Genomic DNA, 24,789 nt, shown 5'->3' on the forward strand with positions numbered 1-24,789 from the left:
GAGGGCGGGAGATCGATCCGCTATTCCGGGCCTCCCGCCTTCCCCCGGTGCCCTATGTCCGAAACGCGCATGTTTCCGGGTGGGAGCGGGCCCCTCGGTCTCTCCCAGGGGTTTGTGTTTTCTCCGCAAAAGCGGTTTGCTTTCCGACGTACTAGTACTGCATATAACAGGGGGCGGCGTAACGGCGGGCGCCGCGGACCCCCGGCCCTCAAGTTTTCGATGAAAGGAAATCCGGTGGCACAGAAGGTTCAGGTCCTTCTTGTCGACGACCTCGACGGCGGCGAGGCGGACGAGACCGTGACGTTCGCGCTGGACGGCAAGACTTACGAGATCGACCTCACGACCGCCAATGCGGACAAGCTGCGCGGTCTTCTCGACCCCTATGTCAAGGGCGGCCGGCGTACCGGTGGCCGTGCCTCGGGCGGACGCGGAAAGGCCCGTGCGGCTTCCGGCGGCAGCCAGGACACCGCGCAGATTCGCGCCTGGGCCAAGGAGAACGGCTACGAGGTCAACGACCGCGGCCGTGTTCCCGCGACCATTCGGCAGGCCTACGAGGACGCCAACGCCTGACGGTTCCCCGGCCCGCGGCCCGCGCCCGCGCGCCGCAGCCGGATGCGGTGGCACTCGGTGGCCACCGTGTCCACCAGTCGTACGAGATCGGGGGCGCCCCCACCGCCCCCCACGGCCGACAGCGTCGGCAGCGAGGCCTCGACCTCGCGCCCCGGCTCGGGGGGCCGCAACCAGACGGCGGCCCCCTGCGCGGGTTGCGCCTCCCCCCGCGAGGTCCCCTCGGCCCGTCCCGGCCGCGCCGGAGCCTCCGTCCGGCCCCCGGCGCCCAGCGCCCGAAGGTCGAGGTCCGGCACGCGCCACTCCAGCCAGTCCAGCAGCCCTGGCAGCTCCTCCGCGCTGCCCGCGGCCACCAGCAGCCGCATCCGGTCGCCCCTGAGTGCCACCGGAGAGCCCGGCAGCAGGTGCCTGAGCGCCTTCGCGCCCGCCTCGGCCGGCATGTCCAGCACGTCGAAACGCACGCCCGTGACCAGCCTCAGCGGCTCGCCGGGCGGTGCGGGCACTGTCGCCCACCCCAGATCGTTCTCGTACCAGTGCCGTACGGGATCGAGAGGACGACGGGGGTGAGGGACCGTGGAAGCAGCCAGGGGAACCGTGCCAGCCATGCCCCTGCAACCGCCGGAAACCCGCTCGGGTTACGCTGAGTGCGCGTACGACCGCGCAGAGTCCCGGAGAACGCGGCCTGCGGGGGTCCGGAGGGACGCAAGGTTGTTCGCCCGTAGCGGAGGGACCAGGGGCTCACGGCATGGACTGTCAGTCGCAGCGGGTAAGACATCCCTAGTGGGAGGGGGCGACACGCATGCGAGGCCGTCTCACGTTCGCCACGGGCGTACTGGCGGAAGGGGTAACTGCCTGGCCTGCGGGAACATCGTCTCGCACCATCGGGTTGGAGCAGATGTCGGCGTTCGGGGTCAGGAGGCCATCGACGGTGTCGGCAGTTGGAATGAGCGGTCCCCGCTTGCGGGACTAAGCTGCGGAAGGACAGGGAGGGGAAGTTCCCCCCACTGCCTGACCGCTCTGAGGAGCGATTAACGATGTTCGAGAGGTTCACCGACCGCGCGCGGCGGGTTGTCGTCCTGGCTCAGGAAGAAGCCCGGATGCTCAACCACAACTACATCGGCACCGAGCACATCCTCCTGGGCCTGATCCACGAGGGTGAGGGTGTCGCCGCCAAGGCCCTTGAGAGCCTCGGGATTTCGCTCGAGGCGGTCCGCCAGCAGGTGGAGGAGATCATCGGCCAGGGCCAGCAGGCCCCGTCCGGGCACATCCCCTTCACCCCCCGTGCCAAGAAGGTCCTGGAGCTGTCGCTCCGCGAGGCCCTTCAGCTGGGCCACAACTACATCGGCACGGAGCACATCCTGCTCGGCCTGATCCGTGAGGGCGAGGGCGTCGCCGCCCAGGTCCTGGTCAAGCTGGGCGCTGATCTCAACCGGGTGCGGCAGCAGGTCATCCAGCTGCTCTCCGGTTACCAGGGCAAGGAGACCGCCACCGCCGGCGGCCCTGCCGAGGGCACCCCCTCGACGTCCCTGGTCCTCGACCAGTTCGGCCGGAACCTCACCCAGGCCGCTCGTGAGTCCAAGCTCGACCCGGTCATCGGGCGCGAGAAGGAGATCGAGCGGGTCATGCAGGTGCTGTCCCGCCGTACCAAGAACAACCCGGTCCTGATCGGTGAGCCCGGCGTCGGCAAGACCGCCGTCGTCGAGGGCCTCGCCCAGGCCATCGTCAAGGGCGAGGTGCCCGAGACCCTCAAGGACAAGCACCTCTACACCCTGGACCTCGGCGCCCTGGTCGCCGGCTCCCGCTACCGCGGTGACTTCGAGGAGCGCCTGAAGAAGGTGCTCAAGGAGATCCGCACCCGCGGCGACATCATCCTGTTCATCGACGAGCTCCACACGCTGGTCGGTGCGGGTGCCGCCGAGGGCGCCATCGACGCGGCCTCCATCCTGAAGCCGATGCTGGCCCGCGGTGAGCTTCAGACCATCGGTGCCACCACCCTGGACGAGTACCGCAAGCACCTGGAGAAGGACGCGGCCCTGGAGCGCCGCTTCCAGCCCATCCAGGTCGCCGAGCCGTCCCTGCCGCACACGATCGAGATCCTCAAGGGTCTGCGTGACCGGTACGAGGCCCACCACCGGGTCTCCATCACGGACGAGGCGCTGGTCCAGGCGGCCACCCTGGCCGACCGCTACATCTCGGACCGCTTCCTGCCGGACAAGGCGATCGACCTGATCGACGAGGCCGGTTCCCGGATGCGTATCCGCCGGATGACCGCGCCGCCGGACCTGCGCGAGTTCGACGAGAAGATCGCCGCCGTCCGCCGGGACAAGGAGTCCGCGATCGACTCGCAGGACTTCGAGAAGGCCGCCTCCCTCCGCGACAAGGAGAAGCAGCTCCTGGCCGCCAAGGCCAAGCGGGAGAAGGAGTGGAAGGCCGGCGACATGGACGTCGTCGCCGAGGTCGACGGCGAGCTGATCGCCGAGGTCCTCGCCACGGCCACCGGCATCCCGGTCTTCAAGCTCACGGAGGAGGAGTCGTCCCGCCTGCTGCGCATGGAGGACGAGCTCCACAAGCGGGTCATCGGCCAGATCGACGCCGTCAAGGCGCTGTCGAAGGCGATCCGCCGTACGCGTGCCGGTCTGAAGGACCCGAAGCGCCCCGGTGGCTCGTTCATCTTCGCCGGCCCGTCCGGTGTCGGTAAGACCGAGCTGTCCAAGGCCCTCGCCGAGTTCCTCTTCGGTGACGAGGACGCGCTGATCTCCCTCGACATGTCGGAGTTCAGCGAGAAGCACACGGTGTCGCGTCTCTTCGGTTCGCCCCCCGGCTACGTGGGCTACGAAGAGGGCGGCCAGCTGACCGAGAAGGTCCGCCGCAAGCCGTTCTCCGTCGTCCTCTTCGACGAGGTCGAGAAGGCCCACCCGGACATCTTCAACAGCCTGCTTCAGATCCTGGAGGACGGTCGCCTGACCGACTCCCAGGGCCGGGTCGTGGACTTCAAGAACACGGTCATCATCATGACGACCAACCTCGGCACCCGGGACATCTCCAAGGGCTTCAACCTGGGCTTCGCGGCCTCGGGTGACACGAAGACCAACTACGAGCGCATGAAGAACAAGGTCCAGGACGAGCTCAAGCAGCACTTCCGGCCCGAGTTCCTCAACCGCGTCGACGACGTGGTCGTCTTCCCGCAGCTGACGCAGGAGGACATCCTGCGGATCGTCGACCTGATGATCAGCAAGGTGGACGAGCGCCTGAAGGACCGGGACATGGGCATCGAGCTCTCCCAGTCCGCCAAGGAGCTGCTGTCCAAGAAGGGCTACGACCCGGTGCTGGGCGCGCGTCCGCTGCGTCGCACGATCCAGCGCGAGGTCGAGGACACGCTCTCGGAGAAGATCCTCTTCGGCGAGCTGCGTCCCGGCCACATCGTGGTCGTCGACACGGAGGGCGAGGGCGACAGCGCGACCTTCACCTTCCGCGGCGAGGAGAAGTCGGCACTCCCCGACGTCCCGCCGATCGAGCAGGCGGCCGGCGGAGCCGGCCCGAACCTGAGCAAGGAGGCGTAGCCCTTCGGGGGTTCGCCGAGCGAGGGGCCGGTGCTTTTCGGAGCACCGGCCCTTTTCGCGTTCTCAGATCTGGTACATGGTGATGGCGGCGTTCGGGAAGACGGGTGTGTAGCGGTCGGCTGGGAGGTTCTTGTGGGCAAGGCCGTGGAGGATCACCCGTTGAAGACCCGGTAGCCGGGAAGCCAACGTGGAGAGGTCCTCGTGTCCGTTCAGGGGGGTGATGGAGAGAACCCTGATTCCCGGCAACTCGGGCATGGACTCGATGAAGTCCGGCGAGTCCCTGATCAGCCTCGCGTTGAAGGTCATACCGGCCAGCAGGGGGAGCTCGGCGACGGCCCGCCAGTCGGCGGCTGTCAGTGCCGAGGTGAGCGGGGAGAGGCTGAGCTGCCTGAGACTCGTCCAGTGCTGTAGCCCGCGCAGGCCGGTGCGATTCGTGCTGGTGCCGCCCAGGAGCAGGGATTGCAGCGGGGCGTCGAGTGGCAGCACGTCGGTGAGGCTGTCGCCGGGGAGTTCCTGGTTGTGCAGGAAGAGAGATTCAAGGGTGCGCAGCGATCCGAGACCGGTGAGATCCGCGATCTCCCCGCAGTCGAGATAGGTGAGAGGAAGTTCCGCGAGGCCGGCCAGACCGTGTGCGGCCGGGCACTCGAAGAACGTGAGGGCGTCGAGGGAACCGAACGGCAGGAGGACACTCAGGTCGGAGAGCAGAGGGTTGTCCCTCAGTTTGAGCGCGGTCACCGCCTCAGGTGCCGGGACCACGGCCCCGATCTCCTCGCCCCGGTGCTCACCACGGAATTCCAGGCGCTGCCAGGGCCGCATCCCGGCAAGTGCCCTCAGTTGTCCGGCCGACTCGCAGGTGAGGGAGAGATCCTCGCGATTCAGGTGGTCCAGCACCTCTCTCGCGTACTCCTCGGTCTCGAACCGCCCCCAGGTGCCTACGAGTTGGCGTCGCACGTCCAGGTTCAGGTGGTCCCGGAACCGCCGCAGCACCCCCACCGCTCCCGCCGGTTCCTCCGCCCCCAGGACCGACGCCGTGACCGTGACTCCCCGGGCCTCCTCGTCGCTCAGCCCCTCCGGCCCCGGCAGCAGTTCCAGCACGAGGGGCCCGGCCTCCGCGAGGAGCTTCGCGTCGTCCGTCGTGCGCGGCGGAATCAGCGCCGCCGCCCGCTGTTCCACCTCCGCCCTTACCCCCGGGTCCAGCGCCGTCACGTGCTCCAGGCAGGCCAGCGCCAGCAGGGTCAGCCGAGGGGTGCCGTGGCTCAGCAACCGCCGGAGCAGCGCGGCGCGTTCGCGGGGCCGGGCGTGGGCCACCGCCATGCGGATCACGTCCTCCCACTGGGTGTCGGCCGCATGGCTCGCGAGGACGTCCAGGTGGCCCTCCTCCACCGCGTACCGCGCGCCCAGATAGTCCTGGAAGGTGCGGTGCACGAAGTCCAGGACGCCGTCGGCCGGCTGGCGGACCAGTCCGCTGCGCAGCAACAGGGTGCGGACGACGGTCGACGCGTCCGAGCCGAGTGCCAGCGACGGCAGGCAGCGCTCCACGATGCCCTCGGCCGTCTCCAGGTCCATCTCGGTACGGCCGCTCAACACCAGCGCGTAGGAGAGGCGTTGCAGCAGCTCCAGCTGCACCTCCTCGCTCAGCTCCACCTCGTCCACCGCTCCCATGCCCCGCTCCCGGTCGCGGCGGGCCAGCAGCATCGCGAGGGCGGCGTCGTACAGCTCCTTGCGGCCGGTGGGGAGGAAACCGCGACGCTCCCGGTGCAGGGCGCAGATCAGGCCGCACATCAGGGGATTGGTGGCGAGGCGGGCCAGGTCGCGTTTGGTGCGCAGGGAGTCGAGGAGGGGGCCCAGGAACTGTGGGGCCTGGGCTGCCGTGTGCCAGCGCTCCACGAAGGTCGCGACGTCCGGGCGGCGCATGGGGGCCAGCGTGAGCTCGCGGAAGCCCTCGGCGGCGAGCCAGTCGGGGCGCACGGCGGTGGGGCGTGAGGTCAGCATCCAGCGGTTGCCCGGGAACGCGCGGATCAGGGCGAGCAGCCAGTCGCGGGTGCGGTGGCGGTCGGCCGCCGGGATCTCGTCGAGGCCGTCGACCAGGACCAGGCCCCGGCCGGCTGCCAGGACGCGTTCCGTCCAGCCCTCGGGGGGCGTGAGCGGGCAGCTGACGGCGGTCAGGAAGGCGCCCGGAGCGGGGAGCGCGCCCGCGCGTATCAGGGTGCGCAGGGGGAGGACGTACGGGATGCGCCCGCCGGTGCGCGCGGTGGTCACCGCGAGCCACTGGACCAGCGTGGTCTTGCCGGAACCCGCGTCACCGCGCAGCAGCACCCGGTCATGGCCGTGCATGGCGTCCTCGGCGGGCAGTTGGAGGGTGACGGGTGTGTGGTGTCCGGCCTCCGGCGGGTCGGCTGGTTTCTCGGCGGCCGTCGCCTCCAGGCTCAGATAGGCCACTTCCAGGGGCCAGCGGTCGGGGCAGTCGCGCAGGTCGATGCCGTAGATGGTGATGTGGTTGTGGTGTTCGGAGACGTACGGGAGATAGCGGCGCTCGAAGGCCGCGTCACGGGCGTCGGGCCGGGGGACGCGGGTGATCAGCTCGTCGATCCTGGCGATCAGTTCGGCCTGGGAGCGGCTCTGTTCGACCAGCGTGCGCGCCACGAAGGTGGACCGCCGGGTGAAGAACTCCAGGATCTGGAGGCAGGCCCATTCGGTCGCGGAGTCGAGGAAGAGGACGGCGTCGGAGGAGAGGCCGTCGGGCGCGGGTGCCGCGTGCTCCAGTTTCGCGGCCAGTTCGCGGTGGCCCAGCTGTACGGCCTGGACGTCGTCCATGTCCAGGTTTCCGAGGGCGAGCAGTCTGCGGGCCAGCGCGTCGGCGACCGCGATCTGCTCCCCGGCCCGGAAGGGCGGCTCACCGGGCGAGTCGACCGCCTGCCGGATCAGGTGCTCGGCGAGCTTGTGCACGTCCTTCTCGACCAGTGCGCGCTTCTCGCCCTTGAAGGACACCAGGTTCTTCAGCCGCACCGGCTTGTCGACCAGCCCCGCGCCCGGTCCGTCCGCCACGAACAGCTTCTTCAGCAGCGGGCCCATCAGGCTCGACGCCAGCTTGCCGCCCAGTACCGCCGGCTCCATCCGCCACCCCCGTGCGTCTTCGCGAACGGATGGAGCCTAGCGGCGGACTAGGACAGCTGGCCGTCGTAGTCCGGCAGTTTGAAGGTCTGGTCGGCGTGGCCGCCCGACAGGTCGGTGGCGCTGTTGCCGATGTTGGCGATGATGTCGTAGCCCTTGTTCTCGATGTCCACGCGCTGGGCGGTCTTGTAGGCGGCGACGTCCTTGAAGAGGTCGAAAAGACCGCGGACGTAGAGGCCGGAGACGTCGTAGCCGTCGTGTTCGAGGTTGTACTCGGTGGGCAGGTAGAGGATCCCCGGGCGGGCCGTCACGAAGAACAGGGAGACGCCGTGCTCCTGGGCGTACTCGGCCACGTCCAGGACCGGCTTGTTGGCAGGCTGGGGCCAGCTGAAGCCGAAGTCGGTCTCCAGCGTGGTGTTGTCGATGTCGAAGACGATCGCCTGCTTCTCGCCCGGCTTCGCGGCGGCGATACGGCTCTTCAGGTACGGCAGGGCCTGGTCCATCACGGACTGGCAGTCCTGCTGCCAGGTCGCGTAGTCGACCGTGGTGGAGGCGCTCTCCGTCGCGGCCTCGGCCGGCGCGGCCAGCCCGGCGAGCGCGGCCACGGCGACGGCGGTGACGGATATGCGGCGGGTCCAGGTGCCTGTGGTCATCGGTGGGGGTGTCCTCTCACGTCCACGACTGTCAGGGGCATGATGTGCGGGGCAGGTGGCGCGAGGGGAACCGTAGGGTTACCGGTGGGTAGGTGGCTAGAGGTGTGCGCCGATGAGGCGCCGCCGGCTTTCCGGCCGCCTTCACGCGGTCCGCGAACGGCGCTGGTCGGGCGGGAGTAGTGCCCGTCACATTTCCGCGGGTGCGGATCCCGGCGGTCGGTGACATAGCGCACGGGCGAAATGTCGGGTACTAGCGGAGATAGTGGGACCTATAGGGCGGGTAAAGGGGATTCTTCGCCCGGCAGTCCGGCAGGGGCGGCGACGTGGGGGCCCGGTTTCCCGGCCCGGCCGGTCTGTCAAGAAACGGTCAATTCCGGCGCCGGATACTAGGAGGAGTCGTAGCCGGGACGTTTGAGCGCGCACCGGTCTCCGGGTTACCAAGGGATGCCCCACCCGGAGCGCGACCGGCCAGAGCGCCGGTGCGCCGGTGGGACCCCCGTCGTCTACCCCACGAGGTTCCGATGTCCCTGCGCGCCACTCTCCGTGCCCCCCGTATGTCCTCGCTCCGCAAGCGTGCCGCCGTGCTGGCCGCCGGTGTCGGAGTGACGGCAGTCGTGGGGTCGGGGGTCGCGTCGGCGGCCACCTCCAGCGCCGCCGCCTGGGTCGACCCGGTGAAGAAGTACACCCTCTCCGCCAGCTTCGCCCAGTCCGGCAGCCTGTGGAGCGCCAAGCACAGCGGCCAGGACTTCGCCGTGCCGACCGGTACCGAGGTCGTCGCCGCGCACGGCGGCACCGTCGTCAAGACCGGCGGCAACGGCGCCGGTGACGGTCCCGCGTACGGCAACGCCGTCGTCATCAAGCACGCCAACGGCCAGTACTCGCAGTACGCGCACCTGTCGCGGGTCGACGTCCGGGTCGGGCAGGTCGTGAAGACCGGTCAGCACATAGCCCTGTCCGGCAGCACCGGCAACTCCACCGGCCCGCACCTGCACTTCGAGATCCGCACCACCCCGAACTACGGCTCCGCCGTCGACCCGGTCGCCTTCCTGCGCGCCAAGGGCGTGACCGTCTAAGCGGGCCGGTCCGACCCCTGGTGGGCCTGGGTCACCAGGTCGAGGGCGACTTCCAGAACGGCTTCCTGCTTCTTCTGGAGGTCGCCTTCGATGTCCTGCATCACGAACATGCCGGCGTGCAGCGTGAACATCGCGCTCACGCAGCGGACCTGGTCGGTCAGCGGTGCGTCCGGGTCCATGAGGATGTCGCGCAGCCCGCGCATGCGGTCCTTGAAGGTGTCGCCGATGCGCAGTTCGCGAACGGTCGCCTGGTTCTCCTGCATGAACCGGAACAGCGGCTCCGCGTCGGTGAGCGCCTTGCTGTAGCGCCGGAGGATCTCCTGCTTCGTCTCCAGCGTGTGCGGCTGGCCCTTGCCCCACTCGATCAGGTCGCCGATCGGCTGCGTCAGGTCCTCGAAGACGCTGACCAGGATCTCTTCCTTGGTCTTGAAGTGGTAGTACAGGGCCGCCTTGGTCACGTCGAGGCGCTCGGCGATCTCCCGCAGGGAGGTCTTCTCGTAGCCCTGTTCGGCGAAGAGTTCGAGGGCCACGTCCTGGATGCGCTGGCGGGTGTTGCCGCGCCGCTGCTGCTTGGTGCCGTCCATGGTGACGCCCATCCTCTTACTCCTCGCACTCCCGCGAAAATCGCCGCGTCGGACGCCGTCGTCCGGCTGACCGCCCCCCCGGGAAACTTACTTGACGCCCGGCTAGTGACAGGTCTACCTTCCCAGTGTAGTGAACTAGCCGGGCGGCAAGTAAGTACCTGTCGCCAGGGGGAGTGGGAGAGATGGCGGACACCCAGGCGGCCGACACCGGCCAGGAGACTCCGGGGGCACCGGAAACGGCGGAGCAGCCGGAGAAACAGCCGAAGAGCGTACGGGTCGTACTGCTCGCGCTCATGATCGCGATGATGCTCGCGATGCTCGACAACATGATCGTGGGCACCGCGATGCCGACGATCGTGGGCGAGCTGGGCGGTCTCGAGCACCTGTCGTGGGTGGTGACCGGGTACACCCTGGCGACCGCCGCGTCGACCCCGATCTGGGGCAAGCTCGGCGACATGTACGGGCGCAAGGGCGCCTTCATGACCTCCATAGTCATCTTCCTGATCGGCTCCGCGCTCAGCGGCATGGCCCAGAACATGGGCGAGCTGATCGGGTTCCGGGCCGTTCAGGGGCTCGGCGCCGGTGGTCTGATGGTCGGCGTCATGGCGATCATCGGTGACCTGATCCCGCCCCGCGAGCGCGGCAAGTACCAGGGCATGATGGCCGGCGTCATGGCGCTCGCCATGATCGGCGGCCCGCTGGTCGGCGGCACCATCACCGACAACTGGGGCTGGCGCTGGGCCTTCTACATCAACCTGCCGCTCGGCGTCGTCGCGCTGGTCGCCATCAGCGCCGTGCTGCACCTGCCCAGGAAGCGGACCAAGGCCCGCATCGACTACCTCGGGGCCGGCCTGCTGACCCTCGGCATCACCTCGATCGTCCTGGTCACCACCTGGGGCGGCTCGGAGTACGCCTGGACGTCCGCGCGCATCATGGAACTCATCGCCATCGGTGTCGCCGCGCTGGTCGGGTTCGTCTTCTGGCAGACCAAGGCCGCGGAGCCGGTGCTGCCGCTGCACATCTTCCGCAGCCGCAACTTCACGCTGATGTCGATCATCGGTTTCATCGTGGGCTTCGTGATGTTCGGCGCCACGCTCTTCCTGCCGCTGTACCAGCAGTCCGTGCAGGGCGCGTCCGCGACCAACTCCGGGCTGCTGCTGCTCCCGATGCTCGGCGCGATGCTGGTGACCTCGATGGTCGCAGGGCGGGTCACCACCAACACCGGCCGCTACAAGATCTTCCCCCTCGTGGGCGGTGTGCTGCTGGCCGTCGGCATGTACCTGCTGTCCACCATGGACACGGACACCACCCGTTTCACCTCCGGTCTGTACATGGCCGTCGTCGGCCTCGGCATGGGCTGCCTGATGCAGATCACCATGCTGGTCGCGCAGAACAGCGTGCAGATGAAGGACATGGGCGTCGCGTCCTCCTCCACCACCCTGTTCCGTACGCTCGGCTCCTCCTTCGGTGTCGCCGTCATGGGCGCGCTCTTCAACGACCGGGTCAAGCACGTCATGGCCGAGCGGGGCGGTGCGATGGCGGCCAAGGTCACCGAGAAGTCCGCCTCGCTGGACGCGGCGAGCCTGGCGAAGCTGCCGGCCCCGGTGCGCGACGCGTACCAGCACGCCGTGTCGGCCGGCACGCACTCGGCGTTCCTGCTGGGTGCCGTGATCGCGGTGGCGGTGCTGGTGGCGGCGGTGTTCGTCAAGGAGGTGCCGCTCAAGGGCGGGCCGCAGAAGGCCGGCGACTCCGGCGAGGCCGGCGAGGCGGCGCCGATGCCGGTGGTCGAAGCGGTCTGACGAGGTGGCTCAGAGGTAGCTCGGAGGTGGCTCGGCACACGCCGGATGGCTGGTTTCCCCAGCCCTCCGGCGTTGTCAGTGCCGCGTGCCACCATCGGCCTCATGGACAGACTGCGTCAGCTGCGGCGTGCCAAGGACGCCATGGACCGGGACTGGGCCGACCCGGAGCTGGACCTCGACGCGGTCGCCGCACACGCCGGGTACTCGCGGTACCACTTCGTCCGCGCCTTCAGGGAGGCGTACGGCGAGACGCCCGGCCGGTACCTGACGCACCGCAGGATCGAGCGGGCCGAGGAGCTGCTGCGCGCCGCCGACCTCACCGTCACCGAGATCTGCCACCTGGTCGGCTACGGCAGCCTCGGCAGCTTCTCGGCGACGTTCAAGGCCCGTACCGGGCTCAGCCCCACCGACTACCGGATCGCACACGTCGGCCGTGGCGCCTCCCTCATCCCCGGCTGCTACGCCCTGCTCTGGGCCGGCGGGTTCCCGGGCAGGAGCGCAATTCCCGAGAAGCGCGCCGACCGGACCGCTGCCTACCGTGACGGACAGGAACAGCAGCCGTCCGGCGGCAGAGGCCGGGGAAGCGGGAGAGCACAGCCATGATCCAGGGCCTGGCCATCAGCACCGTGTGGACCTTCGACCAGCAGCGCACCAAGGCCTTTTTCACCGAGAAGCTCGGCTTCGAGATCCGCGCCGACCTCGCGATCGGCGACCTGCGCTGGATCACCGTCGGCGCCAAGGACCAGCCCGGCGTCGAACTCGCCCTGATGAGCGTGGACGGCCCGGGCCTCGACGCCGAGTCCGCCGAGGCGCTGCGCAGGCTGGTCGCCAAGGGGGCCATCGGCGCGGGCGCCTTCCGCACCGACGACTGCCGGGGCGACTACGAGACGTTCCGGGCCCGGGGCGTCGAGTTCGTCCAGGAGCCCAAGGAACGGCCGTACGGCATCGAGGCGATCTTCCGCGACGACAACGGCAACTGGTACTCGCTGACCCAGCGCAGCGAAGAGCTCGACTTCTCCAAGGAGTTCTGAGCATGCCCAGTGAGCCGCCCACGGAGCCGGTCGTGGAGCCGCCCACGGAGCCGGTCGTGGAGCAGGCCGTGGAGCCGCCGATGGAGCCGGTCGTGGAGGCCGGACCCGATCACACCGCCGTCCGGACCGCCCTGTGGCGGGCGCTGCACCTGCATGCCGACGCACCGCCGCACGTCATCGAGGACGAGGTGGGGCTACGGCTGTCCGGTGCCGGTGACGACTGGCGGGCGCGCCCGGACATGGACGTCGCGGCCACCCGGCGGACCCGGGCGTCCATCGTGGCCCGGGCCCGGTTCGTGGAGGACCTGGTGCTGACGGAGGCCGCGCGCGGGGTGGACCAGTACGTCGTCCTCGGCGCCGGGCTCGACACGTTCGCGCAGCGCCGGGCGGCCGACGCGGAGGCCGCGGGCCTGCGGGTCTTCGAGGCCGACCGTGCCGGCGCGGTGGAGTGGAAGCGGGAGCGGCTGGCGGAGCTGGCGTACGGCGTGCCCGGCTGGCTGCGGCTGGTGCCGGTGGACTTCGAGGGGGACTGGTGGGGACAGCTGGTGGCCGCCGGATTCGATCCCGGGCGGCCGGCCGTGGTCGCGTCCGCCGGGGTCACCATGTACCTCACCGAGGACGCCCTCGCCGCCACCCTCCGGCGCGTCGCGCGGCTCGCGCCGGGGTCGACGCTGGTCACGACGTTCCTGCGGCCGATCGAGGACGTCGAGCTGGACCAGCGGGAGCAGCTGCGGGTGGCCGAGCGGGGCGCACGGGCCGCCGGCACGCCCTTCCTCAGCTTCTACGCGCCGGAGCGGATCGCCGAGCTGGCCCGCGCGGCCGGCTTCCGCCGGACCCGGCACGTCCCGGCGGAGGAACTGACGGCCCGCTGGTTCGCCGACCGCGCCGACGGCCTACGCCCGTCCCGAGGCGAGGAAATCCTGGTGGCCCACACCTGAAACACCTGGTCCGTGGAGCGCCCCGTAAGGGGCGCGGGGAACTGCGCGACCAGCCCCCACGGCCCCGCGGCAGCCCCCATGGACCCGCGGCCAGCCCCCATGGACCCGCGACCAGCCCCCACGGCCCCGCGACCAGCCCCCACGGCCCCGCGACCAGCCCCCACGGCCCCGCGCGCCAGGTATTCCTCACGGCCACGCACCAGTCGGCCTTCGCGGCTCACCGGCCCCCCGCCTGGGCGGGGCCCGGCAGCATCGGGTAGCTGCCCGTCGCCGTCGGGGCGTGTTCGGGGAGCCACAGAACGGCCACCGCGCCCTCCGCGGGAACGTGCGCGGGGGAGCCCGCAGGCCGGATGTTGCGGAAGGTCAGGCGGGCGCCCAGCACCCGTGCCTGCCCGGCCGCGATGGTCAGGCCCAGCCCGTGCCCCTGCCCCGCACGGTCCTCGCTGCCGGTGCGGAAGCGGCTCGGCCCCTCCGCGAGGAGCTTCTCGGGGAAGCCGGGGCCGTGGTCGCGGACCCGGATGACCCGGCCCTCGACGGTCACCTCGATCGGCGGCTTGCCGTGCCGGGCCGCGTTGGCGAGCAGGTTGAACAGCACCCGCTCCAGCCGCCGCGGGTCGGTGGTGACCTCCGACTCGTGCACCACCCGCACCTCGATCGCGGGGTCCTTCGCCGTCACCCGCCGCGCCACGAACTCGCCCAGCATGATGTCCTGGAGCTCGGCCCGCTCGGAGGCGCTGTCGAGCCGCGCCACCTCCAGCACGTCCTCGACGAGGGTGCGCATCGCCTTCGCCCGGTCCAGGACCAGCTCCGTCGGGCGGCCCGGCGGAAGGAGCTCGGCGGCCGTGAGCAGGCCCGTCACCGGCGTCCGCAGCTCGTGCGCGATGTCGGCGGTCACCCGCCGCTCGGCCTCCAGCCGCTGCTGCAACGCGTCCGCCATCGCGTCCACCGCGCGCGCCAGGTCGTCGGTCTCGTCCCGGACGACCCCGCCGATCGCCTCCCGCACCCGCACGTCCGGCTCGCCCTGGGCGACCTGGTTGGCCGCGGCCGCCGCCTTGCGCAGCCGGCGCGAGAGCTGCCCGCCGATCAGCACGCCGAGGGCGCTGCCGCCGAGGACGACCGCGATGGAGCCGATGACCAGGGCCTGGTCGAGGTCTTTCAGCACGTTGCTGCTGCGGTTCGGGAAGGTGCCGTGCAGGGACAGCACCCGCCCGTCCTTGGCCTGCACCGCCGCCCAGATGTCCGGCGCGCCGCTGCCGTGGTCGATGACGTCGGTCGCCCGGCGGCCCGCGTCGACCTTGTCGCGCAGGGCGTCCGGCAGCAGCGGGTCGTTGACCTTGACGTCGGGGAAGTTCGCCCGGCCGAACAGCTCGTAGTTGCGCTGCGCGATCTGGAGCCGCTCGTTGGCCAGGTCACGGGCGTTGTCCAGCATCGAGACCCGGGCGGCGTTGTGCACCACCAGGCTCAGCGCGATCGCGACCAGCGCGCCGACCAGTGCGATGGCCGCGCTCAGCTTCCACCGGAGCCCGGTGCGCAGTCCCGGGCCGCTGTGCCGGATGTGTCTGGTGATCCCCCGCATGGCCGCCCCGCTCAGGCCTTCAACTTGTAGCCGAAACCACGGACCGTCTCGATCCGGTCCTGGCCGATCTTCGTGCGCAGCCGCTGCACATGGACGTCGACGACCCGGGTGTCCCCGCCCCAGCCGTAGTCCCAGACGCGTTCCAGCAGCTTGTCGCGGGAGAGGACGGTCCCGGGTGCCGAGGAGAACTCCAGGAGCAGCCGCATCTCGGTCGGGGTGAGCGCGACCGGCTGCCCGGCCCGGCGCACCTCCATGCCCTCCGTGTCGATCTCCAGGTCGCCGAAGGTGAGCAGCCCGCCGGTGACCGGCGTCGCGTCCTCGTGCGGCTTCTCGCCGCCGCTCGCGTGTCCGAAGCGGCGCAGTACGGCCCGGATGCGGGCGACCAGCACGGCGCCGTCGAACGGCTTGGTGACGTAGTCGTCGGCGCCCGCCTCCAGGCCCAGCACCACGTCGATGGAGTCGGCCCGTGCCGACAGCATGATCACCGGGACGGTCGACTCGTCCCGGATCCGGCGGCACAGGCTCACCCCGTCGAGGCCCGGGACCATCACGTCCAGCAGCGCGATGTCGGGCCGGTCGGCCCGGAACGCCTCCAGGCCCGACAGCCCGTCGGGCATGGCGGTGACCGCGAAGCCGTCCCGCTCCAGGGCGAGCTGGGTGGCCTCGCGGATGACGTCGTCGTCCTCGACGAACAGGACGTGGGTCTGGTCTGCCATCCGGCTCTCTCGTGTCGTCGTTGGGGCGGGGGCGGGGCGGGGGTGGGGGTGGGGTCGGGTTCAGCCGGCGGCGGAGGGCGCCTCGGTGGGGTCGCCGCCGGCCGCGTTGCCGTAGTCGGTGTGGTGGAAGTCCTCCTGGACGAACCGCCCCGACGTCCAGCGATAGGTGATCACGTTCTCGCCCGAGGGACTCGACACCGGGTCCCCCTTCTCGTACACCTGCTTGGTCACGCTCAGGTCGCCCTTGTCGATCTCCGCGTAGACCGGGGACTCCTCGGCCTTGAACACATTCTTGTACGAGCCGCTGTCGCTGCGGTACACGTACGCCCCCACTCCCACGGCGTCCCCGCAGGTCAGCACGTTGACGACGACGTCGTCGACCTGGCCGCCGGTGAGGTCGCCGTAGGTCACGTCGACCGGGTAGTCGTCCCCGGCGCACGGCTTCAGGTCCCGTTTCACCGTGGCCGAGACCGCCGGGTCGGCCTTCACCAGGGCGACCGCGTCGACCTTCGCGTAGGTCTGGGACGGATTGGGCGCGGGAACCTTGGCGGCCGGGGCCTGCCCGACCGAGTCGGAGTGTGCCGGGCCCTCGTCACGGGCGCCGGTGCCGCCGGTGCCGCAGGCCGCGGCGAAAAGGGCGACGGCGGCGACCACGGCCGACGCCGTGATCACCGCCTGTGCGCCTGCCGGGCCCCTGTCGGGCCCCGCGTCGGTCAGGCCGCGCAACGCTCCCGCTCCTCACGCTCCAGCGCGCGTGCGTCGAGGTCGCGGGACTCCAGCTCCTCGCGGAGCCGGGCGAGCGCCCGGTGCAGCGTGCTCTTGACCGTTCCGGCCGACATGCCGAGGGCGGCGGCCGTCTCCTCCGTGGACATCTGCTCCCAGTGTCGCAGCACCACGACACTGCGCTGCTTCGGAGCGAGCACCTTCATGATGTCCATGAGCAGAGCGCGGTCCGCGTGCTGCTCGGTGGAGTCCGCCACCGAGGCGTCGGGCAGCTGCTCGGTGGGAACTTCCTCCAGCTTGCGGGCCCGCCACCACTCGGTCCGCGTGTTGATCATGACCCGGCGCAGGTAGGCGTCGGCGAGTTTCTTGTCGGCGATGCCTTCCCAGCGTCCGTACGTCCGTACCAGCGCGGTCTGGAGCAGGTCCTGGGCATCGGTCGGGTCCGGGACCAGCCGGCGGGCGCTGCGCAGCAGCGCGTCCTGCCGGGTGCGGACGTACTCCTCGAATTCGAGCACCTCGCCCTGCGCCATGATCAACCGCCTCCCGATCCCCGTTTTCCCCGGCCCTCGGCCTTGAGTTCCTGCTGTGGTCCCTGCCGTCCCGCCGGTCGTGGCGGGCACAGAAACGAAGCTACGGACTCGTTGTCACGGCGCTGTGCGGAGCAGCCTGCGGGTAGCAATCGGCTGTCCGTCGGTTGTGTAACGGAAGTAGGTTCGGGGTAAGCGGACGGGTTGATATGCCCGGTTATCAGGCTGTTTTTCTGGCACTCGGGGCCGTAACACGGCCCGTTGTCCTGTGATGTGGCTGTACGTCAGCCCTGCGGGAGCCGGTAGAGACCGCCCGCGAGCGGCTCCACCAGACCGTCCGAGACCAGCCCGTCCAGGGCGCGCGCCCGCTGCACCGGCTCGTGCCACACCCGGTCGAGCGCCGCCTGCGCGACGGGGGCGTGCGCCTCGCGCAGTACGGCGAGCAGCTTGCCGCGCACCTGCCGGTCGGTACCGGCGTACGTCTGCCCGCGCCGCGGCGGTCCCTCGTGCTCCGGCTTGCCGGCCAGCCGCCAGGCGCACTCGGCGGCGATGGGGCACCGCAGGCACGTCTCGTTCTTCGCCGTGCACACCAGCGCGCCCAGCTCCATGGAGGCGGCGGCCCAGCGGGCGGCGGTCCGCTCGTCGGCCGGCAGCAGCTCACGGGCGAGCTTGCGTTCGGCGGCGGTGGTGGCGTTCGGCGGGTACTGCACCCCGGTGACGGCCCGCGCGAGGACCCGCCGCACGTTCGTGTCCAACACGGCGTGCCGCTGCCCGTACGCGAACGACGCGACCGCCGCGGCCGTGTACTCGCCGATCCCGGGCAGCGCCAGCAGCTGCGCGTGATCGGTGGGCACGTCCCCGTCGTGCCGTTCCGTTATGGCGACCGCCGCGCCGTGCAGCCTGAGGGCGCGGCGCGGGTAGCCGAGCCGGCCCCAGGCGCGGACCGCCTCGCCGGGTGCCTCCGCGGCGAGGTCGGCGGGGCGCGGCCAGCGGGCCAGCCACTGCTCGTACACCGGCAGCACGCGGCTGACCGGCGTCTGCTGCAACATGAACTCGCTGACCATCACACCCCACGGGCCCGCCTCCGGGCGGCGCCAGGGGAGGTCACGGGCGTGGGCGTCGAACCAGGCGATCACAGGGGTGTGCAGCTTCTCAGTCATGGCCCTACCGATCCTGCCACGTCCGGCGACGGCTGGGGCGGACGTGGTGGGCGACGAGGCCGGGGCCGACGGCGCCGTCGACGAAGAGCAGCCATGCCGACGGGAGTTGCCGAAATGATGATCCGGAAAAGTTGAGGTTCGGGCGGCGGGTGGGGCGAGGAAGTGCACGGATCTCTCGTACAGTTTGCGCCGTGGGATCTCTGCGCAATCCGGTCGGGCCGCTTCCCTCCTCCATCTACTGGCGACGGAGGGTCATCATGCTGTCCGCGGTCGTCGTCCTGGCGCTGGTGATCGCGTGGATCGTCACTTCGGGCGGCGGGGGCGGGAGGAAGGGCGCCGACGGGTCGAACGGCAAGAATCCCGTCTCCACGATCACGCCGGGGCCGTCCGGCAGCGGGCCCGCGATCAGCCAGGCGCCGGGCGGCCGGGACGAGTCCGGCGGGAGCGGATCCGGCACGGGGTCCGGGTCCGGGTCCAGTGCCGGCGCGAGTTCCGGTGCCGGTGACGGGAGTTCGGACGGTTCGGGTGACGGCTCGTCCTCCGGTGCGGCCGGTTCCGGCGGTTCCTCGGCCGGCTCGGGCACCGACGTGACCTCCGGCTCCGGCGGTACGGCCGCCTCGCTGCCGGGGTCCTCCACGCTCCCCGACTGCACCGCCGGCGCGGTGTCGTTGACCTTGAAGAGCCTGCACAACTCGTACTCGCCGGAGCAGACGCCGACCTTCGAACTCACCGCGAAGAACACGTCGTCCAGCGACTGCAAGATCGATCTCGGCCCGAAGAACGCGGTGTTGACGATCACCGCGGCGTCCGCGGACGACAGCTACTGGTCCTCGGCCGACTGCCCGAAGGCGGCGGCGAGCCGCTGGTACCGGGTGCCGTCGGGCAGCAGCATCACGTACACCCTGAAGTGGGACCGCAAGCCGAGCGCGGCCCAGTGCGCGACACCCCCGGCGGGCTCGGCCGGCGCGGGCACGTACCTGCTGCAAGCGGCGGCCCCGGGCTACGCGAAGGCCCAGGCGTCCTTCGTACTGTCGGCGGACTGAGGCCCGGTCGAAGCGCCCCGTCAGGGGCGCGAGGAACTGCGCGATCAGCCCCCGTGGGCCCGTCGTCGCCGTACATCGCGACCGCCCGAGCCGGCAGGCGACATCAGACGTACCGCTCGAGAATCGAAGACTCCGCCAGCCGGGACAGACCCTCGCGCACACTGCGCGCCCGCGCCTCGCCGACGCCGTCCACCGTCTGGAGGTCGTCGACGCTCGCGGCGAGCAGCTTCTGTAGGCCCCCGAAGTGCTCCACCAGCCGGTCGATGATCGCGCCGGGCAGCCGCGGCACCTTCGCCAGCAGCCGGAAACCGCGCGGCGACACCGCCGAGTCCAGCGTCTCCGGCGACCCCGTGTACCCCAACGCCCGCGCCACCGTCGACAGTTCCAGCAGCTCCGCATGGCTCAGGGCGTCCAGCTCGGACAGCGCCTCGTCGACCGTGCGGGACCGCTTCGCCGTCGGCTCGGGCACGTAGTCCCGGACCACCAGCTCCCGCTCCGGCTCGACCCCGGCGATCAACTCGTCCAGCTGGAGTGCGAGGAGGCGCCCGTCGGTGCCCAGTTCGACCACGTACTCGGCGATCTCCGTGGCGATCCGGCGGACCATCTCCAGGCGCTGGGCGACGGCGGACACGTCCCGGACCGTCACCAGGTCCTCGATCTCCAGCGCCGACAGCGTGCCGGCCACCTCGTCCAGCCGGAGCTTGTACCGCTCCAGGGTCGCGAGCGCCTGGTTCGCCCGGGACAGGATCGCCGCCGAGTCCTCCAGGACCCGGCGCTGCCCGTCGACGTAGAGGGCGATCAGCCGCATCGACTGCGAGACCGAGACCACCGGGAAGCCGACCTGCTTGGAGATCCGGTCCGCCGTACGGTGCCGGGTGCCCGTCTCCTCCGTCGGGATCGTGGCGTCCGGTACGAACTGGACACCCGCCCGCAGGATCTTCGACAGGTCGGAGGAGATCACGATGCCGCCGTCGAGCTTGCACAGCTCGCGCAGCCGGGTCGCCGTGAACTCGACGTCGAGCACGAAACCGCCCGTGCACATCGTCTCGACGGACTTGTCGAAGCCGAGGACGATGAGACCGCCGGTGTTGCCACGGAGGACCCGCTCCAGGCCGTCCCGCAGGGACGTGCCCGGAGCCACGGCGCTCAGCGAGGCGCGCATCAGGCCATCGGAACCGGCGCTCCCGCCGGACTTTCCGGGAGCCGCTGCCCGGTCGTTGGCTGCCACTGCACTCCTCCGGTCGCAGGTTCTGAGGCGCCGCCGCACCCGCACTCGGTTCGTACGGACGGGCGAGACCAGGGCAAAGTCTACCGGCGCTCCTCCGCCTCCCGTGGGGCCTCCCGGCGACGGGAGCGCGGCAGCACCCGCAGCGCGTCCCCCATGTCGGCGACCTCCAGGACCTTCATGCCCGGCGGGACCTTGCCGGGATCGCCCGGTACGAGCGCGTGCGTGAAGCCGAGCCGGTGCGCTTCGGAGAGCCTGCGCTGGACGCCGGTGACCCGTCTGACCTCGCCCGCGAGACCGACCTCGCCGATGGCGACCAGGTTCTTGGGGAGCGGGGTGTCGCTCGCGGCCGACGCCAGCGCCAGCGCGATCGCGAGATCCGCCGCCGGCTCGGAGAGCTTCACGCCGCCCACCGTCGCGGAGTAGATGTCCCGCTTGCCCAGCGCGCTGATCCGGCCGCGCTGCTCCAGCACCGCCAGCATCATCGAGACCCGGGAGGTCTCCAGACCGGAGGTGGTCCGGCGGGGGGAGGGGATCTGCGAGTCCACGGTGAGCGCCTGGACCTCGGCGACCAGCGGGCGGCGGCCCTCCAGGGTGACGGTCAGGCAGGTGCCGGGGACCGGTTCGGCACGCCTTGTCAGGAAAAGTCCGCTCGGGTCGGCGAGGCCCGTGATGCCCTCGTCGTGCAGTTCGAAGCAGCCGACCTCGTCGGTGGCGCCGTACCGGTTCTTGACGCCGCGCACGAGCCGCAGGCGCGCGTGCCGGTCGCCCTCGAAGTGCAGGACGACGTCGACCAGGTGTTCCAGCAGGCGCGGTCCCGCGATCGCGCCGTCCTTGGTGACGTGGCCCACGAGGAGCGTCGACATGCCCCGCTCCTTGGAGGCGCGGATGAGGGCTCCGGCCACCTCCCGCACCTGGGCCATGCCGCCGGGCGCGCCGTCGATCTCGGGGGAGGCGACCGTCTGCACCGAGTCGAGGATCAGCAGCGACGGCTTCACCGCGTCCAAGTGGCCGAGAACGGCGGACAGGTCGGTCTCGGCGGCCAGATAGAGGTGGTCGTCGATGGCGCCGATGCGGTCCGCGCGCAGGCGGACCTGACTCGCGGACTCCTCGCCTGTGACGTAGAGCGTGCGGTGCTCGTCGCTCGCCGACTTGGCCGCCACGTCGAGCAGGAGGGTGGACTTGCCGACGCCGGGCTCGCCGGCCAGGAGCACGACCGCGCCGGGGACCAGACCCCCGCCGAGGACCCGGTCCAGCTCGGGCACGCCGGTGGTGCGGGCGGTGGCCTGACGGCCGTCGACCTGGCCGATGGGCACCGCGGAGGTGGTGACCCGGCCGGGTGCCGTCGTACGGACCGCGGGCGCGCCGTACTCCTCGATCGTGCCCCAGGCCTGGCACTCGGCGCAGCGGCCGAGCCACTTGGCCGTCTGCCAGCCGCACTCGGTGCAGCGGTACGACGGTCGGTCCTTCGCGGTCTTGGTACGGGTGGCCATGCGGAAACCGTAGCCCCCGCCACTGACAGCGGGGCCGGAGCGGCCCCCGTGACAGGTGTGGGTGGACCGGTCCCGGCCGTGCCGGGCCGGGAACGAGCCACGGAATCACGGCGTGCTGTCCCCTATTGAGGGATCGTTTCACCCGTACGGATTAAAAGTGCTCAAGCCGCAAGAAGGGACGTTACGCCGCCGCCTACGGTCGCACGGGTGACGAGCAGCACACCGGAGACCTCGACCCGCACGATCGGTGCACACCGGGCGCACCGGGAGGCGCGCGCGGCGCGTGACCGTACGGCGGCGCGCGCGCTGGCGCAGCGACCGCCGGCGCGCTACGAGCCGTACCTGGACGGGCTGTTCACCTACTGCCTCTCGGTGCTGTGCGACCACGACACGGCCACCGCCGCCCTCGGGGACGTCCTCGCCGTCGCCGAGCGGCGCGGCCAGCGTGTCCCGGCGGCCGCCGCGGACCGCAGGGCGTGGCTGTACGCACTGGCCCGCTGGGCCTGCCTGCGCGGGCTCGCCCAGGCCAAGCAGAAACGTCAGGCCACCCACGCGGCGGGCCGCCACAACGCGCCCGAACCGCAGGCGGCCACCGCCGACCAGGAGCAGCGGAGCCGTGAACTCGCCCTGCTCGCCTGGCCCGAGGCGGCCGGCACCACCCCCGAGCAGCGTGAGGCACTCGAACTCGCCGTACGCCACCACCTCACCGCCGACGAGGTCGCCGCGGTCCTCGGCATGGACCTGGCGGGCGCCCGCGAACTGCTCGCCTCCGCCGCCTGCGAGGTCGAACGCACCCGCGCGGCCCTCGCGGTGGTCGAGACCGGCGGCTGCCCGAGCGTCTCCCACCTCACCGGGGACAGCCAACTGGTGCTCAGCAGTGCCCTGCGCCGCGAACTCGTCCGCCATGTCGACGACTGTCCGCGCTGCCGCCGCACCGCCGAACGCGCGGCCCCCGGCCGGTGGCCCGGCGCGATGACCACCCCCGCCGAGCTGCCCGTCCTGGAGGCGCCCCGCGCGGCCCTGCACATGGCGATGGCGCACCAGCCGCGCGCGCGGGGTGCGGCGGCCCCGCGCTTCGACCGGCGCGGCTTCCCGATGGACCCGAAGGACCACGCCGCCCGTCGCGACCGGCTCCGCGCGCGTGCCGTCACGACGACCGTCGTCGCGACGGTGGTGGCGGCGCCGGTGCTCGCCCTGTGGGCCGCCTACCGGGGCTCGCCGGCGGGGGACGGGCACGACGGGCCGTCCGCGACCGCGCGCGAGGCCGCCGGTCCGGGCGTGCTGGGCGGTGACGACGCGGGCGGCTACGAGAACGCCGGCAACGCCACCACCAGACCCGGGCCGCGCGTCGGCAGTGGCGGCAAGGCCGACGTGTCGGTGGAGGTGATCAGCGTCGTCGGGGCCGACCGGAAGCAGGCCGGTGCGGGGCACCTCAGGGTGACGGCCGAGAACGACGGCGACACGACGCTGGTCACGCTGGCGGCGGCCGGGGACGCGCCGGTGCGCTGGTCGGTGTCCACTCCGGCGGGCTGGCTGTACTTCACGCGGTCCTCGGGGACGCTGCGGCCGGGCGAGTCGTTCACGGTCAAGGTGTACGTCGATCATCTGCGGGAGCCGTCGGGGCACTGGAGCGCGCGGGTGGCGGTGGCGCCGGCGGGGGCGGTGGTGTCGATCACCGGATACGGGACGGCTCCCCCGTCGCGCCGGGGACCGAAACCGACCCCTCCGGGGAGGCCGACGCCGACGATGCCCGCCTCGCCCCAGCCATCGCCACCGGCCAGCGAGCCCCCGACGCCGCCCGAGCCGACCCCGACACCGACGGAGTCGGAGACCGGCACCCCGACAGGTTCGGCCACGCCGACACCCCCCGAGACCGCCCCACCCCCACCGACACCGTGACGCGAGCCCCAGCCATGGGCGCCGTTGTGCTTGCTGTGCGTAGGGGGGGGTGCGGGCGCCGTGGTGGTTGCTCGCGCAGTTCCCCGCGCCCCTTCGGGCGCGGTGCTGCCTTCCCGCCGGTTTCTTCTTGCTGCCGCGATGGTGCTCGGTCACGACGGTGGAGGTCGGCGGTGCCAGCCGGGCAGGGCCGCGGGCGCCGTGGTGGTTGCTCGCGCAGTTCCCCGCGCCCCTGACGGGGTGCTGTTGTGGGTGTCAGTCGGTGGGGTCTGCTGGGTGGGGGGCCAGTAGGGGGAGCTGGGAGGCGAGGCGCTGTTCGCAGAGTTCCACCAGGCGGTCGTAGCCCGCCTTGCCCATCAGCTCGGTCAGTTCCGGGCGGTACGAGACGTACACCGGGTCGCCCGCGCCGTGCGCCGACGTCGCCGACGTGCACCACCAGTGGAGGTCGTGGCCACCCGGGCCCCAGCCCCTGCGGTCGTACTCGCCGATGGAGATCTGGAGGACGCGTGTGTCGTCGGGGCGGTCGATCCAGTCGTACGTCCGGCGGACGGGGAGCTGCCAGCAGACGTCCGGCTTGGTCTCCAGCGGCTCGCGGCCCTCCTTCAGCGCCAGGATGTGCAGCGAGCAGCCCGCGCCGCCTGCGAACCCCGGGCGGTTCTGGAAGATGCACGAGCCGTTGAACGGACGGGTCTGACGGGAGCCGTCCTCGTCCTCCGAGATCCAGCCGCCCCGGGTGCCCTCGTCATGGTGCTGCCAGATCTCCGGCGTGAGCCGCGTCACGTGCTCGGCGACCCGCTTCTCGTCGTCCTCGTCGGAGAAGTGCGCGCCCAACGTGCAGCAGCCGTCGTCCGCGCGGCCCGCCTGGATGCCCTGGCAGCCGCTGCCGAAGATGCAGTTCCAGCGGGAGGTCAGCCAGGTCAGATCGCAACGGAACACCTGCTCGTCGTCCGCCGGATCGGGGAACTCCACCCACGCGCGCGCGAAGTCGAGGCCCTTCTCGTCCTCGGCCAGGGCCTTCCTCGACAGCTTCGGCGTCTTCGACGGCCGCGGTGGCGTCACCCGCGAAGAACCGTCGGCTGATTTGGCGCCCTTGTGGTCCTTCGTCTTTTTCGTC

The 24,789-nt window shown here is 71.3% G+C and carries 21 protein-coding genes; 9 read left to right on the forward strand and 12 right to left on the reverse strand.

Features of this window, described 5'->3' with window-relative positions:
* Positions 1-234: 234 nt before the first annotated feature.
* Entirely contained in the window at positions 235-570 is a 336-nt protein-coding gene (locus AAW13_RS06745; protein WP_046730878.1) for a histone-like nucleoid-structuring protein Lsr2, read from the forward strand.
* On the opposite strand, the gene AAW13_RS06750 is transcribed toward AAW13_RS06745, so the two are convergent.
* On the reverse strand, positions 549-1,172 hold the full coding sequence (locus AAW13_RS06750; protein WP_071659459.1) for an SCO3374 family protein: 624 nt from the start codon (positions 1,170-1,172) through the stop codon (positions 549-551). The genes AAW13_RS06745 and AAW13_RS06750 overlap by 22 nt on opposite strands.
* Before the next feature lie 429 nt (positions 1,173-1,601).
* Between AAW13_RS06750 and AAW13_RS06760 the strand changes: the two genes are divergently transcribed.
* Positions 1,602-4,127 (forward strand): ATP-dependent Clp protease ATP-binding subunit, encoded by a 2,526-nt coding sequence (locus AAW13_RS06760; RefSeq protein WP_046730877.1) that lies wholly within the window; start codon positions 1,602-1,604, stop codon positions 4,125-4,127.
* Between the two features lie 63 nt (positions 4,128-4,190).
* Here the strand turns inward: AAW13_RS06760 and AAW13_RS06765 are convergent, their stop codons facing one another.
* Together AAW13_RS06765 and AAW13_RS06770 are read right to left on the reverse strand one after the other, a co-directional pair.
* Positions 4,191-7,241 (reverse strand): NACHT domain-containing protein, encoded by a 3,051-nt coding sequence (locus AAW13_RS06765; protein ID WP_046730876.1) that lies wholly within the window; start codon positions 7,239-7,241, stop codon positions 4,191-4,193.
* A 47-nt stretch (positions 7,242-7,288) separates the two neighbouring features.
* On the reverse strand, positions 7,289-7,891 hold the full coding sequence (locus tag AAW13_RS06770) for an HAD family acid phosphatase (RefSeq protein WP_046730875.1): 603 nt from the start codon (positions 7,889-7,891) through the stop codon (positions 7,289-7,291).
* A 521-nt stretch (positions 7,892-8,412) separates the two neighbouring features.
* Between AAW13_RS06770 and AAW13_RS06775 the strand changes: the two genes are divergently transcribed.
* The gene (locus AAW13_RS06775) at positions 8,413-8,964 is read left to right on the forward strand and encodes a M23 family metallopeptidase (RefSeq protein WP_046730874.1); all 552 of its coding nucleotides are present in this window, start codon (positions 8,413-8,415) and stop codon (positions 8,962-8,964) included.
* Here AAW13_RS06775 and AAW13_RS06780 read toward each other — a convergent pair.
* Entirely contained in the window at positions 8,961-9,560 is a 600-nt protein-coding gene (locus AAW13_RS06780; RefSeq protein WP_046730873.1) for a TetR/AcrR family transcriptional regulator, read from the reverse strand. The two genes, AAW13_RS06775 and AAW13_RS06780, sit on opposite strands and share 4 nt — an antisense overlap.
* Positions 9,561-9,730: 170 nt before the next feature.
* Between AAW13_RS06780 and AAW13_RS06785 the strand changes: the two genes are divergently transcribed.
* The 4 genes from AAW13_RS06785 to AAW13_RS06800 all read left to right on the forward strand — a co-directional run bounded on the left by AAW13_RS06785 (position 9,731) and on the right by AAW13_RS06800 (position 13,316).
* Positions 9,731-11,347, forward strand: a complete 1,617-nt coding sequence (locus AAW13_RS06785; RefSeq protein WP_046730872.1) for an MDR family MFS transporter — start codon at positions 9,731-9,733, stop codon at positions 11,345-11,347.
* 102 nt (positions 11,348-11,449) lie between these two features.
* Positions 11,450-11,950, forward strand: coding sequence for a helix-turn-helix transcriptional regulator (locus AAW13_RS06790; protein WP_046730924.1), 501 nt, complete (start codon positions 11,450-11,452; stop codon positions 11,948-11,950).
* Positions 11,947-12,378 (forward strand): VOC family protein, encoded by a 432-nt coding sequence (locus AAW13_RS06795; RefSeq protein WP_046730871.1) that lies wholly within the window; start codon positions 11,947-11,949, stop codon positions 12,376-12,378. The genes AAW13_RS06790 and AAW13_RS06795 overlap by 4 nt, the downstream gene beginning before the upstream one ends.
* A gap of 80 nt (positions 12,379-12,458) precedes the next feature.
* Positions 12,459-13,316 carry a class I SAM-dependent methyltransferase gene (locus AAW13_RS06800; RefSeq protein ID WP_046730923.1) on the forward strand — a complete coding sequence of 286 codons (858 nt, stop codon included), beginning with the start codon at positions 12,459-12,461 and terminating at the stop codon, positions 13,314-13,316.
* A gap of 217 nt (positions 13,317-13,533) precedes the next feature.
* Here the strand turns inward: AAW13_RS06800 and cseC are convergent, their stop codons facing one another.
* The 5 genes from cseC to AAW13_RS06825 form a co-directional block, all read right to left on the reverse strand.
* Positions 13,534-14,892: a two-component system sensor histidine kinase CseC gene (cseC, locus tag AAW13_RS06805; RefSeq protein ID WP_046730870.1), complete on the reverse strand. Its 1,359-nt coding sequence runs from the start codon at positions 14,890-14,892 to the stop codon at positions 13,534-13,536.
* 11 nt (positions 14,893-14,903) lie between these two features.
* On the reverse strand, positions 14,904-15,608 hold the full coding sequence (gene cseB / locus AAW13_RS06810; RefSeq protein WP_046730869.1) for a two-component system response regulator CseB: 705 nt from the start codon (positions 15,606-15,608) through the stop codon (positions 14,904-14,906).
* Positions 15,609-15,668: 60 nt separating this feature from the next.
* The gene (locus AAW13_RS06815) at positions 15,669-16,334 is read right to left on the reverse strand and encodes a hypothetical protein (RefSeq protein WP_046734606.1); all 666 of its coding nucleotides are present in this window, start codon (positions 16,332-16,334) and stop codon (positions 15,669-15,671) included.
* Positions 16,322-16,861 carry a SigE family RNA polymerase sigma factor gene (locus AAW13_RS06820; protein ID WP_046734605.1) on the reverse strand — a complete coding sequence of 180 codons (540 nt, stop codon included), beginning with the start codon at positions 16,859-16,861 and terminating at the stop codon, positions 16,322-16,324. Before AAW13_RS06820 ends, AAW13_RS06815 begins: the two co-directional genes overlap by 13 nt.
* A gap of 281 nt (positions 16,862-17,142) precedes the next feature.
* Complete coding sequence (locus tag AAW13_RS06825; RefSeq protein WP_046734604.1) at positions 17,143-18,018, reverse strand: HhH-GPD family protein; 876 nt, start codon at positions 18,016-18,018, stop codon at positions 17,143-17,145.
* 191 nt (positions 18,019-18,209) lie between these two features.
* Between AAW13_RS06825 and AAW13_RS06830 the strand changes: the two genes are divergently transcribed.
* The gene (locus AAW13_RS06830; RefSeq protein ID WP_206306163.1) at positions 18,210-19,061 is read left to right on the forward strand and encodes a hypothetical protein; all 852 of its coding nucleotides are present in this window, start codon (positions 18,210-18,212) and stop codon (positions 19,059-19,061) included.
* A gap of 103 nt (positions 19,062-19,164) precedes the next feature.
* On the opposite strand, the gene disA is transcribed toward AAW13_RS06830, so the two are convergent.
* Together disA and radA are read right to left on the reverse strand one after the other, a co-directional pair.
* Complete coding sequence (gene disA / locus AAW13_RS06835; RefSeq protein WP_046734602.1) at positions 19,165-20,289, reverse strand: DNA integrity scanning diadenylate cyclase DisA; 1,125 nt, start codon at positions 20,287-20,289, stop codon at positions 19,165-19,167.
* Positions 20,290-20,369: 80 nt separating this feature from the next.
* Entirely contained in the window at positions 20,370-21,779 is a 1,410-nt protein-coding gene (radA, locus tag AAW13_RS06840) for a DNA repair protein RadA (RefSeq protein ID WP_046734601.1), read from the reverse strand.
* Positions 21,780-21,986: 207 nt separating this feature from the next.
* On the opposite strand from radA, the gene AAW13_RS06845 reads away from it, so the two are divergent.
* Positions 21,987-23,678 carry a BACON domain-containing protein gene (locus AAW13_RS06845; protein WP_046734600.1) on the forward strand — a complete coding sequence of 564 codons (1,692 nt, stop codon included), beginning with the start codon at positions 21,987-21,989 and terminating at the stop codon, positions 23,676-23,678.
* 252 nt (positions 23,679-23,930) lie between these two features.
* On the opposite strand, the gene AAW13_RS06850 is transcribed toward AAW13_RS06845, so the two are convergent.
* Positions 23,931-24,734, reverse strand: a complete 804-nt coding sequence (locus AAW13_RS06850) for a DUF3109 family protein (protein ID WP_046734599.1) — start codon at positions 24,732-24,734, stop codon at positions 23,931-23,933.
* Positions 24,735-24,789: the final 55 nt, after the last annotated feature.

This window comes from Streptomyces humi (genome assembly GCF_001005085.2).
Classification (GTDB): domain Bacteria; phylum Actinomycetota; class Actinomycetes; order Streptomycetales; family Streptomycetaceae; genus Streptomyces; species Streptomyces humi.